Origin of the sequence: Lysinibacillus sp. PWR01 (assembly GCF_043359455.1) — a bacterium.
GTDB lineage: Bacteria > Bacillota > Bacilli > Bacillales_A > Planococcaceae > Lysinibacillus > Lysinibacillus fusiformis_F.
On record NZ_JBHERJ010000089.1, the window covers coordinates 38,320 to 50,796 of the forward strand.

The 12,477-nt window shown below is 38.0% G+C and carries 10 protein-coding genes and 1 other annotated feature; of the genes, 6 read left to right on the forward strand and 4 right to left on the reverse strand.

Annotated features, from left to right (window positions below):
- Positions 1-21: 21 nt before the first annotated feature.
- Together mnmM and mnmL are read right to left on the reverse strand one after the other, a co-directional pair.
- Complete coding sequence (gene mnmM / locus ACEVFT_RS20465) at positions 22-597, reverse strand: tRNA 5-(aminomethyl)-2-thiouridylate-methyltransferase MnmM (protein WP_393951157.1); 576 nt, start codon at positions 595-597, stop codon at positions 22-24.
- Positions 594-1,550, reverse strand: a complete 957-nt coding sequence (gene mnmL / locus ACEVFT_RS20470) for a tRNA modification radical SAM protein MnmL/YtqA (protein WP_393951158.1) — start codon at positions 1,548-1,550, stop codon at positions 594-596. The genes mnmM and mnmL overlap by 4 nt, the downstream gene beginning before the upstream one ends.
- Positions 1,551-1,787: 237 nt before the next feature.
- Between mnmL and ACEVFT_RS20475 the strand changes: the two genes are divergently transcribed.
- From ACEVFT_RS20475 to leuS, 4 genes are all read left to right on the forward strand, one after another.
- Positions 1,788-2,966 carry an MDR family MFS transporter gene (locus ACEVFT_RS20475; protein ID WP_342533220.1) on the forward strand — a complete coding sequence of 393 codons (1,179 nt, stop codon included), beginning with the start codon at positions 1,788-1,790 and terminating at the stop codon, positions 2,964-2,966.
- 146 nt (positions 2,967-3,112) lie between these two features.
- Positions 3,113-3,460, forward strand: a complete 348-nt coding sequence (locus ACEVFT_RS20480) for an ArsR/SmtB family transcription factor (protein WP_205445095.1) — start codon at positions 3,113-3,115, stop codon at positions 3,458-3,460.
- A gap of 56 nt (positions 3,461-3,516) precedes the next feature.
- Positions 3,517-5,259, forward strand: a complete 1,743-nt coding sequence (locus ACEVFT_RS20485; RefSeq protein WP_393951159.1) for a SulP family inorganic anion transporter — start codon at positions 3,517-3,519, stop codon at positions 5,257-5,259.
- A gap of 65 nt (positions 5,260-5,324) precedes the next feature.
- Positions 5,325-5,535 (forward strand) — a binding site (T-box leader).
- Between the two features lie 86 nt (positions 5,536-5,621).
- On the forward strand, positions 5,622-8,039 hold the full coding sequence (gene leuS, locus ACEVFT_RS20490; RefSeq protein WP_393951160.1) for a leucine--tRNA ligase: 2,418 nt from the start codon (positions 5,622-5,624) through the stop codon (positions 8,037-8,039).
- Between the two features lie 145 nt (positions 8,040-8,184).
- On the opposite strand, the gene ACEVFT_RS20495 is transcribed toward leuS, so the two are convergent.
- Positions 8,185-9,366: a NupC/NupG family nucleoside CNT transporter gene (locus tag ACEVFT_RS20495; protein WP_393951161.1), complete on the reverse strand. Its 1,182-nt coding sequence runs from the start codon at positions 9,364-9,366 to the stop codon at positions 8,185-8,187.
- A 370-nt stretch (positions 9,367-9,736) separates the two neighbouring features.
- Here ACEVFT_RS20495 and ACEVFT_RS20500 point away from each other — a divergent pair, with 370 nt between their 5' ends.
- Together ACEVFT_RS20500 and ACEVFT_RS20505 are read left to right on the forward strand one after the other, a co-directional pair.
- Positions 9,737-10,258 (forward strand): sigma-70 family RNA polymerase sigma factor, encoded by a 522-nt coding sequence (locus ACEVFT_RS20500; RefSeq protein WP_342533217.1) that lies wholly within the window; start codon positions 9,737-9,739, stop codon positions 10,256-10,258.
- Positions 10,245-11,180: a DUF4181 domain-containing protein gene (locus ACEVFT_RS20505; protein WP_393951162.1), complete on the forward strand. Its 936-nt coding sequence runs from the start codon at positions 10,245-10,247 to the stop codon at positions 11,178-11,180. The genes ACEVFT_RS20500 and ACEVFT_RS20505 overlap by 14 nt, the downstream gene beginning before the upstream one ends.
- Before the next feature lie 36 nt (positions 11,181-11,216).
- Here the strand turns inward: ACEVFT_RS20505 and ACEVFT_RS20510 are convergent, their stop codons facing one another.
- Positions 11,217-12,473 (reverse strand): permease, encoded by a 1,257-nt coding sequence (locus ACEVFT_RS20510; RefSeq protein ID WP_393951163.1) that lies wholly within the window; start codon positions 12,471-12,473, stop codon positions 11,217-11,219.
- Positions 12,474-12,477: the final 4 nt, after the last annotated feature.

A 12,477-nucleotide genomic window follows, 5' to 3' on the forward strand; every position in this document is an offset into this window, starting at 1 on the left:
TCGCCTTTTAGCATGTCATCATTAAATAGAATATTCTTTCATTTTCTCTAATGCAATGACGAATGGTGGATCATTTTGTTGATTAAGAAATGCATATTTTAAGACATGGATATATTTTTGTGGAAGCTGACTTACATATTCAATGACCTTATCACGTTCTTCTTTTCCACCTGGATGACCATGATAAATAACAAGAACAATCAAACCGCCCACTTTCAAGAGCTTCAATAGATTTTCAATCGCTTGGATTGTTGTATTAGGTCTTGTAATAATATCATGGTTGCTTCCAGGTAAATAGCCAAGATTAAAAATAGCCGCAGTTACTGGCTTGTGTACAAACTGTGTGACTTCTTCATGACCTTTATTTAAAACGAGTGCGCGGTGTTCTAAACCATGATCTAAAAGTCGAAGGAGTGTCGCATCAACCGCCTCTTTTTGGACATCAAAGGCATACACTTGTCCTTCATCCCCAACAAGTTGTGCTAGGAACAACGTGTCATGACCGTTTCCTGCAGTCGCATCAACAACCGTATCTCCTTCTTCTATACTATCTGTTAGTAGCTGCTGGGCATATTGTAAAACGCGTTGTAGTTTCATTTCGTAACCTCAGCCTTATAAAACTTCCCTTGCCAACTACCACGTCGTTCAAGCTCAGCGTCAATGCCATTCAAAACTTCCCATTTATTTACACTCCACATCGGTCCAATCATTAAATCAATCGGTCCATCACCCGTAATACGATGAATGACCATCTCTGGTGGTAAAATTTCTAATTGATCTGCTACTAGTTTTGTATACACATCTTGATCTAAAAATTCTAGCATACCTTTTTCATATTGCTTCACCATGGGCGTCCCTTTTAATAGATGAAGTAAGTGAATTTTAATGCCTTGGACATCTAATTGTGCGACTGCTCGTGCCGTTTCCATCATCATGTCATAGTCTTCAAGAGGCAAACCATTAATGATATGTGAGCAAACACGAATGCCATGCTTACGCAATTTTTCAACGCCTTCTACATAGGTTGCATAATCATGGGCGCGATTAATAAGAGTGGCCGTTTTCTCATGCACCGTTTGAAGACCAAGCTCAATCCATAAATACGTTCGCTCATTTAACTCTGCTAAATATTCCACAACATCATCAGGTAAACAGTCCGGACGGGTAGCAATAGAAAGACCTACAACACCTTCTTGCGCTAAAGCAGCTTCAAATTTTTCTTTTAAAACCGGCAATGGGGCATGTGTATTTGTGTAGGCTTGGAAGTAAGCCATGTATTGGCCATCCTTCCATTTCTGATGCATTTTGTCTCGGATTTCAGCAAATTGAACATCGATTGGGTCTACCTTATTGCCAGCAAAATCACCAGAACCTGCAGCACTACAAAATGTACAGCCACCAAAAGCGACTGTACCATCACGATTAGGGCAATCAAAGCCTGCGTCTAATGCCACTTTAAATACTTTATGACCAAATTGATTACGTAAATAGCGATTCCATGTATAGTATCTTTTCCCCTCTGAAGGAAAAGGAAAATTCATCTCTGTCATTTATTTCACTCCTCTAACGCTCTATTCTATCATGTGCTTTTCGTTCCGTCATGGGGGAAGGATATTATCATGATTTGGATGAAGAAAAATGGGAGGGAACAAAAGCAGGGGGGCAACTAAATACGAATGAAAATAGGATGGGAGTCTTGTAAAAAAGGTAAAATTATTTTCCTTGTGCTTTTAAGTATTTCAGCATACACTAACTATTTAGAGAAGCGAAATAATGGAGGTCATCCTATGCCAAAACGTGTTTGGTTTTTAATTATCGGAATGCTTGTGAACACAACAGGCAACTCTTTTTTATGGCCTTTGAATGCCATTTATATGCATGATTATTTAGGCAAATCTTTAGCAATGGCTGGTTTTGTCTTAATGCTGAATTCTGCTGCTGGAGTACTAGGCAATCTATTAGGTGGCTACTTATTTGATAGAATTGGTGGCTATAAAGCTATTATGCTTGGCATCCTGTTAACGATTGCTTCATTAGTTGGCTTAACAATTTGGCATGGCTGGCCACATTATGTGTGGTTTTTAACGATACTAGGCTTTAGTGGGGGCATTGTTTTCCCAGGAATGTTTGCCTTGGCTGGAGCTGCTTGGCCAGAAGGTGGACGTAAAGCTTTTAATACTATCTATTTAGCACAAAATGTCGGTGTTGCAGTAGGGCCAGCACTTGCAGGTATAGTGGCAGATTATCAATTTGACTATGTGTTTAAAGTTAATTTAGGCATGTATATTTTATTCTTTTTTATTGCCTTATTTACATTTAAGCGTTTGGAGGCAGGCAGTATTGCACCTAAAAATGTCTTGAGCGAAAGTAAACGAATCGTAAACAAGGCACCTTTCTATGCTTTGTTAATAATTAGTGCATCCTCCGTTTTATGCTGGCTAGCGTATTCTCAATGGAGTGCAACCATTTCATCTTATACACAAGATTTAGGATTAGGATTAAAACAATATAGCCTACTCTGGACAATAAATGGCCTTCTGATTGTCATTGGGCAACCACTCATTGCACCGCTCGTAAAGCGTTGGGAAAACAATTTAAAGCGTCAGTTAGTATTTGGCGTAACGCTGATTGCTTTTTCCTTCGGCATTATTGCCTTTGCGAGTGATTTTAAAATGTTTGGAGTAGCGATGCTTGTCTTAACATTTGGCGAAATGTTTTATACCCCGGCATTACCAACGATTGCTAATCAACTGGCACCAAAGGGTCGACAAGGGTTCTATCAAGGCATTATCAATAGCGCTGCCACTGGAGGACGGATGATTGGTCCACTATTTGGCGGTATTATGGTGGATCAATTTGGCATGATTCCTCTTGTTTTAACATTAGTGGTCATTGTACTATTGGCAATTATTCCATGTCTAACTTACGATTACCCTTTAAAGAAGAACAAAATAGTAACAGATTAATCGTGTCGCAATGAAAAGAGCAAAGACGAGTGTTAAGCACTTGGTTTTGCTCTTTTTTTAATAGTAGATATTGAAAAATTCTTGTGACAGGATTACAATCATACATATTCAAATATTTGAATATGTAGTTATGTGGAGGGGTTTTTATGGAAGAGGGCTTACAACAGTTTAAGGCGGATTTTTTTAAAGCATTAGCACATCCGTTACGCATCAGAATACTTGAACTCCTTGTGGATGGTCATAAAAGTGTCAATGAGATTCAAGATTGCTTAGAGAAGGAGGGTTCCGCAGTTTCTCAGCAATTAAGTGTATTACGTGCCAAAAATATCGTTTATGGCGTGAAGGAAGGAAAAAAAGTTTATTATTCTTTAAGTGACCCAATGATTGGTGCATTACTTGGGGTGGCAAAGGATATTTTTAATAACCATTTGGTTCATACCATTTCGAGATTAGAGGAAATGACAAGTAATGAAGGTGACGAAGAGAATAAGTAAATCAATGGTGATGAAAAATTGGGCTTTGCTTATTATTTCGAAGGGAAGATTTATCTATGAAGTCACTGTTTACAGGACGCTTTGAAGGGTATTCAGTTCATCATGTAAAGAAGGATTTATTGTCAGGAATTATTGTCGGAATCGTTGCTATTCCACTTGCCATGTCCTTTGCCATCGCATCGGGTGTGAAACCTGAATATGGGATCTATACGGCATGTATTGCAGGTATTCTTATTTCTCTTTTTGGTGGATCCAAATATCAAATAGGTGGGCCAACTGGGGCGTTTGTGCCAATTCTATTGGGCATTGTTCTTACTTATGGCTATGAAGATTTATTGCTTGCGGGTTTAATGGCAGGGATTATGCTTTGTGTCATGGGCTTTTTTAAGCTAGGGACTTTAATTAAGTTTATTCCACGTCCTGTAACAGTTGGCTTTACAGCAGGTATAGCTGTGATTATTTTTACAGGTCAAATTGCCAACTTTTTAGGACTATCAAATGTTAAAAGGCACGAGTATTTTATCGCCAATATTCAGGAAATCATGAAGCAGCTTGGTACGACAAATATGTATAGTATTCTTACTGCCGTCCTATGCTTGGTGACAATATTGATCACACCAAAATTTTTTCCAAAGGTTCCTGGTGCATTAGCGGGTATCGTTGTCTCTACACTTGTGGCAACTTTCTTCTTTTCAGGACAAGTTGCTACCATTGCAACAGCTTATGGTCAAATTCCTAATACATTACCTCATTTTGCGTTACCGAACATCACGCTTGAACGATTACAACAACTTATTGGTCCAGCGTTTGTCATTGCGATGCTAGGTGGCATTGAGTCTCTATTATCTGCAGTTGTTGCGGATGGGATGACAAATAGTAAGCATAACAGTAATCGTGAGCTAATTGGTCAGGGGATTGCTAATATTGTGACGCCCTTGTTCGGTGGTATTCCAGCAACAGGGGCCATCGCACGCACAGCGACCAATATAAAAACAGGGGCAGTATCTCCTATGTCGGGTATCATACATGGTGTGTTTGTTTTAGTCACATTATTGTTATTAGCTCCATATGCATCTCATATTCCGTTAGCAAGTATGGCTCCGGTATTGATGGTCGTAGCTTGGAATATGAGTGAACGACATCATTTTGCACATATCGTAAAATTAAAATCAGGCGATTCACTGGTGTTATTGATTACCTTTTTATTAACGGTATTCACTAGTCTCACATTAGCAGTTGAAGTGGGGCTTGTGCTGGCTGTGCTATTATTTGCGAAACGCATGAGTGAAAAGCTTGTTGTCACGAAGGTACTTCCAGACCATTCGAATAAAAGTGAGAAGGTACAGCCACATGTTGTGCATCAGCAGCATGATTGCCCGCAAATTAGTATGTACACAATTGAAGGGCCGTTGTTCTTTGGTGCTGCACAAATGTTTGAACAAACAATTGAAAGTACTTTGCATCAGCAACCAAGAGTTTTGATATTACGAATGGGGAAAGTGCCCTTTATGGATTCTACTGGAGAGGCATATTTTAGCAATAGCATTGAAAACTATAAAGCACAGGGCGGTACTGTTTTGGTAACGGGTGTGCAAGGTGATTTAAAGGATGCTCTTCAGCACAATGGTCTTTACGATAAAATAGGTGCGCAACATTTTTATCAACATACTGGAGAAGCGATTACAAAGGCTTTCAATTATTTAAACGCAAATCAATGTATCGGATGTCAGCATTTTGCATTTCATGAATGCAAGGATTTATCAAAGCCTAAGGAAAAAAAGGAATTAATTGTTCAGTAATGGGTAAGCTGTAAACAAAGGCTTGTGCTTTTCAATACTTTCCATTAGAATAAATGCAATATCATGTAAAGACTGTGATGAGGAATAGTAGATTTGTGGTTCTTTTTAGAGAGCTAGCGGTTGGTGGGAGCTAGTAAGAAAGCAAGTTGAACTCGCCTTCTGAGTCTGCCCGCGTGAAACAGCGTGTGTCGTTTCTTCCGCGTTAAGGAAGCTTGAGCCGAGTGTAATCACTAATCTGGGTGGTACCGCGGGAGTACAAATTCTCTCGTCCCTTCTTTAAGAATGGGGCGAGTTTTTTTATTTTTTAAATATTTTGTCAATTATGATGGAGAGCAGCATGATCAATCGAAGGAGGAAAAAGAATGAGTTTTAATCATGAACAAATTGAAAAAAAGTGGCAGCAATATTGGGCTGATAACAAAACATTCAAAACTGAAAATGAAATAGAGAAGCCTAAATTTTACGCATTAGATATGTTCCCATATCCGTCTGGCGCAGGACTCCATGTAGGCCATCCAGAAGGGTATACGGCAACTGATATTCTATCGCGCTTTAAACGTATGCAAGGCTACAATGTACTACATCCAATGGGCTGGGATGCTTTCGGTTTACCGGCTGAGCAATATGCGCTTGATACAGGGAATGATCCAGCTGAATTTACAGCTAAAAATATTGCGACATTTAAACGTCAAATTCAAGAGCTAGGCTTCAGCTATGATTGGGATCGTGAAATTAACACGACTGATCCAGAGTATTATAAATGGACACAATGGATTTTTATCCAGCTTTATAAGAAAGGTTTAGCTTATGTGGATGAAGTGGCTGTTAACTGGTGTCCAGCACTCGGCACGGTATTAGCTAACGAAGAAGTGATTGATGGGAAATCAGAGCGTGGTGGTCATCCAGTAGAACGCCGACCAATGAAGCAATGGATGCTTAAAATTACAGCCTATGCTGATCGTTTAATCGATGACCTAGAAGAAGTTGATTGGCCTGAGTCTATTAAAGATATGCAGCGCAATTGGATTGGCCGTTCAGAAGGGGCAGAAGTGACATTTACCATTGACGGTTCAGATCAAAACTTCACCGTTTTCACAACACGCCCTGATACATTATTTGGTGCTACATACTGTGTGCTTGCACCAGAGCATAAATTAGTGGAACAAATTACAACAGCTGACCAACGCCAAACTGTTGAGACTTATTTAGAGAAAGTTAAAATGAAATCTGACCTAGAGCGTACAGATTTAGCGAAAGAAAAAACAGGCGTATTTACAGGTGCTTATGCAGTGAATCCGATTAACGGTAAAAAAGTGCCGATTTGGATTGCTGACTATGTGTTAGTGTCTTATGGTACAGGTGCTATTATGGCGGTGCCAGCACATGACGAGCGTGACTATGAATTTGCGACTGAATTTGGCTTAGACATCGTTCCTGTACTTGAAGGTGGAGACATTAGTAAAGAAGCGTTTACAGGTGATGGTCAACATATTAACTCTGAATTCCTTAATGGCTTAAATAAAACAGATGGCATTGCAAAAGCCATTGAATGGTTAGAGGAAAAAGGTGTAGGAGAGAAGAAAACTTCTTATCGTCTACGTGACTGGTTATTCTCTCGTCAGCGTTATTGGGGTGAACCAATTCCAATGATTCATTGGGAAGATGGCACGATTACGCCAGTTCCAGAATCAGAATTACCATTAATGCTGCCAAAAACAGATAATATTCGTCCATCGGGTACTGGTGAATCACCACTAGCTAATATTGCTGAATGGGTGAATGTTGTCGATCCAGAAACAGGCAAAAAAGGACGTCGTGAAACAAATACAATGCCACAGTGGGCAGGTTCTAGCTGGTACTTCTTACGCTATATCGATCCTACAAATACAGAAGCCATTGCAGATCCAGCGTTACTAAAACGATGGTTACCAGTTGATATTTATATTGGTGGCGCGGAGCATGCCGTATTGCATTTACTTTACGCTCGCTTCTGGCATAAAGTTCTGTATGATTTAGGCGTTGTTCATACGAAAGAGCCATTCCAAAAATTATTTAACCAAGGAATGATTCTAGGTGAAGGTAACGAGAAAATGTCTAAATCGAAAGGCAATGTCGTCAACCCAGATGAAATCATTACGTCACATGGTGCTGATACATTACGTTTATATGAAATGTTCATGGGACCACTTGAGGCATCTGTTGCATGGTCTACAAATGGTTTAGATGGAGCACGCCGCTTCTTAGACCGTATCTGGCGTCTATTTGTCAATGAAGAAGATGGCGCAATGTCAGCAAAAATCCAAGTGTCTAACGATCAATCACTTGAAAAAGCATACCACCAAACAGTGAAAAAAGTGACAGAGGATTATGAAGGCATCCGCTTTAACACAGCTATTTCACAAATGATGGTCTTTATCAATGATTGCTATAAAGCAGATGTGATTCCAACGGCTTATGCTGAAGGCTTTGTTAAAATGATAGCACCAATCGCTCCGCATATTGCAGAAGAACTATGGCAACTATTAGGGCATAAATCAACACTTTCATACGAGCAATGGCCAACCTATGATGAAACGAAACTTGTAGATGATGAAGTGGAAATTGCCGTGCAAGTGGCTGGTAAAGTACGTGCGAAAATTGTTGTAGCGAAAGAAGCGTCAAAAGAGGATATCGAAAAAGTAGCGCTTGCTGATGAAAAAGTTCAAGAATACATGGCAGGAAAGAACTTAGTGAAAATCATCGTTATTCCAGGCAAACTTGTCAATATTGTCGTGAAATAAAGAAATATAAATTAAAAATGTACATTACTAAATTCAATTTTAGTGATGTACATTTTTTAATTCGGAGTAACCTTATAGCGATAAATGAGGAAAAAACTACACCCAGCTATCTGAGTGCAGTTCAAATAATAGTTCCTTATTCAATTTAAATAATCAATCCAACAATAATAGCTGTTAGGATACTTACAAGTGTAGCGCCGTACAATAATTTTAAACCAAACCGAGCAACCACATTTCCTTGCCTTTCATTCAAACCTTTTACAGCTCCTGAAATAATACCAATTGATGAAAAGTTGGCAAAGGATACGAGGAAGACAGAAATAATGCCTAGTGTACGTTCACTCATGGACTCAGCAACGTCACCAAGGTTGATCATAGCAACAAATTCGTTTGTCACTAATTTGGTTGCCATAATACCGCCAGCAGCAACAGCATCTGCCCATGGGATACCCATTAGGAAAGCGACTGGTGCAAAGATATAGCCTAATATTTCTTGGAACGATATACCAATTATCATATCGAATAGTGAATTGATTAAATCCATTAATGCTACGAAACCAATCAGCATAGCACCAACAATGATGGCTACTTTGAAGCCATCCATAATATATTCACCAATCATTTGAAAGAACGCTTGCTTATGCTCATCTTCAATTGTTAAGATATCTTCTTTTTCATCAACAGTACAGGGATTAATGATGGAAACAATGATAAAACCACCAAACAGGTTTAACACAATGGCTGTAACGACATACTTTGGCTCAATCATCGTCATATAAGCTCCAACAACTGACATCGACACAGTCGACATAGCAGAAGCACATAGTGTATACATACGTTGTGGTGCAATTTTATCTAATTGTTTTTTTACAGTAATGAACACTTCAGATTGGCCTACCATAGCAGAAGCAACAGCATTATAGGATTCCAATTTCCCCATGCCACTTACCTTGCTTAAAAATAATCCTACCCATTTCATTAGGAAAGGAAGAATTTTGAAATGTTGCAAGATCCCAATCAGGACGGATATAAAGACGATTGGTAATAAAACAGCTAAAAAGAAGGGAGATTCTCCTTCATTTGCTAGGCCACCAAACACAAAGGATATACCCGCATTTGCATAAGACAATAAGTGATCGAATACTTTGGTGATTCCTTTGATTAGAACATAACCAACTGTTGTATTGAGTAGTAAAGCTGCCAATAAAAATTGGATGATCAACATAATCACTATATATTTATATTTTATTTCTTTTTTGTTTTTACTCATTAATAAAGCTAAGGCAAAAACAAGTAACAATCCACAAAGGGATATTAAGTATCTCATAAGTTCCTCCATAAGTATCTGTGATATTTTGTCCTGATGTTCCAATTTCAGAAGAACAGCTAAAGATCTTAATTAGTCAGACGTCAGACAAACAATCTCACTATAACAGTTTTTTCGCTAGTTATTCAATAGATAATAGAAAAAAAGTATGCGACATGGCATACGAATAAATTCAATGTAAAAAATGTTCGTTCTATCTTTGATAGTGACTATCCATATTTATGGTTGCCAGAATAATTCAAAATAAAATACCCTTTTATTGTGTGAAGATTTTTTCATTTTATGACCATCGTGTTGATGAAACTTTTTGGTTTTTTTTGAAACCAACTAAGATTGGGTTACGACTATAATGTGAATAGGAGGTGTTTGGGTGAGTGAGCATTTAGCGGCCATTATGGAAGAACACGGAGAATATTGCTTACGAGTGGCTTATCTTTATGTAAAGGACTGGGCGATAGCTGAAGAAATAGTCCAGGATGTCTTTTTTTCTTATTATCGGCAACAGGATCGCTTTGAACAAAGAGCATCCCTAAAGACCTATTTAGTTAAAATCACGGTACATAAAAGTCATGATTATCTGCGAAGTTGGAAAAATAAACGCCATCTACTGTTGGAAAAATTACATATTGGTGCAAGTAAACAAACACCAGAAACGATGTTACTAGCCCAGGATGAGCGGGCAACCATAACGAAAGCGTTATTTGAGCTACCTATTACTTATAGAGAAGTCGTCATTCTTTATTATTATCAGGAATTGAAGGTTAAAGAAATTGCAGATATTCTTCCATGTGCAGAAAATACGGTTAAAACCAGATTGCATCGGGCAAGGAAAATGTTACAGGAACGATTAGCGAATAGTGAGTGGGAGGTGTTAGTGGATGACAGCTTTTAAAGAGAAGTTGGATCAAGAACTTGGCGAAGCACCACGATTTACGAAGTCCTTACAGGAGGATATTTTACGGCAAGTGCGGCAAACAAAAAAGACAAGACGCTGGTCTTATCCATTGATCATCATAGGCACGATTGTCATGCTTCTATTGTTAATAGAAATGGGTCCGTTAGGGCAGATGGAGCAAACGAAACATGCTTCAATTGTTCAATTAGCACAGCAGGAGACCATAAAAAAATATACAATGATTTTCAATTCGGATGAGGAAATCTTTAAGGCTGGAAGACCTGGGTGGGTCATTGGTCAACAGGTGATGGAGCAAAGTTCAGAAAAAGCGCTGTTACAACAACTATTACAGCAAGCTACAGTGACACAAACGAATGAGCGCACTTTTTTTAGATTACAACGTGATGTCTGGGTAGAATTTGAAAAAGGGCAGGTTATTAAGCTGAAGATGTTCATAAACGAGGAGGATATCGGAATTGTTGATTATGATAACCATTCATTTTATAAAGTAGATAATAGAGATTTGGCAAAGGCTTATTTAGATCTTGCTCTCAAAGATGAGGCTAAATTTGGCATGACAGGTTTAATCGTTATGCTAGTTATTCTCTTAGCTAGCCAACTACTTGTCGATAAACTAATGAGGAAAAAGTTTAATATACCAAAGGACTACGTCAATAGAGGACATCGACGTGCTGTTTGGGCTATTAAAATTTTGAATATCATTATGCTTCCGCTACTTATGTTAAAAGGATGGATTTTATTTACTGTTATCATCGGAGGATATTTAGCTGTTATCCTTTTCAGCTCTATTTTTATCGACTATTACTACGGTCGAGAGGAAAAAAGACATTATCTTTCCATTAGTTCAGCCTTTATCGGAGTGCTATTCCTAATCCTATTCATTTATTATAGCAGTTAAATAAACGAATAAGCCTGAACCCGAATAATCTCGAGTTCAGGCATTTTTTTCTATAGTTTCAGTCTGAAGCATTAATTGATAAATACTCGAGATCATAAAGCTGGCAGCTAAACCGTATAGCGCATTGAAACTTATACCTACGCCAATTCCAATGATGATGGATAGCAGGATGACAAGCCAACTATGATTATGAATACGGCGATTCGTAAATAAAAGGATTAACATAAACGGTAGCAAGGTAATGTGCAGGAAGGCAAAAGAATAAATAACACCTAAAATTGTTAGATCTATAGATAAGAAGCAGGTAAATAAAATCACCATAAGGCCAATCAAATAGAAATAATAGGGTCTTTTCTTTACAAAAAAACGTTTCGTTGCCCGCATGTCTACAAGCAAGGTTGTGATAATGGCTAATAGGACAATGACGAGAAAAGCAAATGTAAGAAAGCCTGGTTGCACTTCATATAAAAACGTAAAAATCAGCACTTGAAACTGGCCAAAGGATCCGCTATATAAGGCAATCATTAAAATCGCAGTAAATGATAGTGTTAATAACGCTAAAATCACACCTGAGGAAAACAGGCTACGTCGTACTTTTTTGGGCTTAATAAATGCAATTAAATACCATGTTGATTTATCAAAAAATACTTGTCCTAAAACGGCTAGTTGAATAATGACATAGAACAGCAGGATTTCGCTATTTTTAAAATAAAATAAATAAGGGTGGTATAAGCGAATCCCCTCATATACGGTGCTTGCTCCATTTTGTACAAAGTAATAAATGGGGATAAAAATAAGTAACGAAAAAAGAGCAATAATAAATAAAATTTCCAGCCATAGTATACTTTTCACAGACATGATGCGATCAAGAAGTAACATACCAATTAAAAAGAAGAAAAGGGTAATAGGTACTGGGATATTTAACATAATTTCAGACAATACACTAATACTTATTAATTGAATGAGCCAAATTTCAATACCTGTCAGCAGGTAAAATAGCCGTATAACCTTTAAATTCATACCAGATAATTTTCGCTGTATGGTAAAGAGCAAAAAACTTTGGGTATGCTGGTGTTGCGTATAATCACTCTTATTCAACAATGAGCCAAGTACGATAAATGAAATAGCTGTTGCTAATGTATAACAAATACCTGCCATAAAACCAAAAGAAATAAGGGCTGAAGGAGAAGACAATAATAAGTTACCATTAATCCATCTGGCTAAAAGAATAATGACACCTGCTGCTGTGCTTAAACTTGCAAATGGTACGAGCAATGAAAATTTCCTTAGCATACAA

Coding starts and splice junctions, on each gene's coding strand:
- mnmM (WP_393951157.1), bottom strand. CDS start 597: ATGAAACTACAACGCGTTTTACAATATGCCCAGCAGCTACTAACAGAT.
- mnmL (WP_393951158.1), bottom strand. CDS start 1,550: ATGACAGAGATGAATTTTCCTTTTCCTTCAGAGGGGAAAAGATACTAT.
- ACEVFT_RS20475 (WP_342533220.1), top strand. CDS start 1,788: ATGCCAAAACGTGTTTGGTTTTTAATTATCGGAATGCTTGTGAACACA.
- ACEVFT_RS20480 (WP_205445095.1), top strand. CDS start 3,113: ATGGAAGAGGGCTTACAACAGTTTAAGGCGGATTTTTTTAAAGCATTA.
- ACEVFT_RS20485 (WP_393951159.1), top strand. CDS start 3,517: ATGAAGTCACTGTTTACAGGACGCTTTGAAGGGTATTCAGTTCATCAT.
- leuS (WP_393951160.1), top strand. CDS start 5,622: ATGAGTTTTAATCATGAACAAATTGAAAAAAAGTGGCAGCAATATTGG.
- ACEVFT_RS20495 (WP_393951161.1), bottom strand. CDS start 9,366: ATGAGATACTTAATATCCCTTTGTGGATTGTTACTTGTTTTTGCCTTA.
- ACEVFT_RS20505 (WP_393951162.1), top strand. CDS start 10,245: ATGACAGCTTTTAAAGAGAAGTTGGATCAAGAACTTGGCGAAGCACCA.
- ACEVFT_RS20510 (WP_393951163.1), bottom strand. CDS start 12,473: ATGCTAAGGAAATTTTCATTGCTCGTACCATTTGCAAGTTTAAGCACA.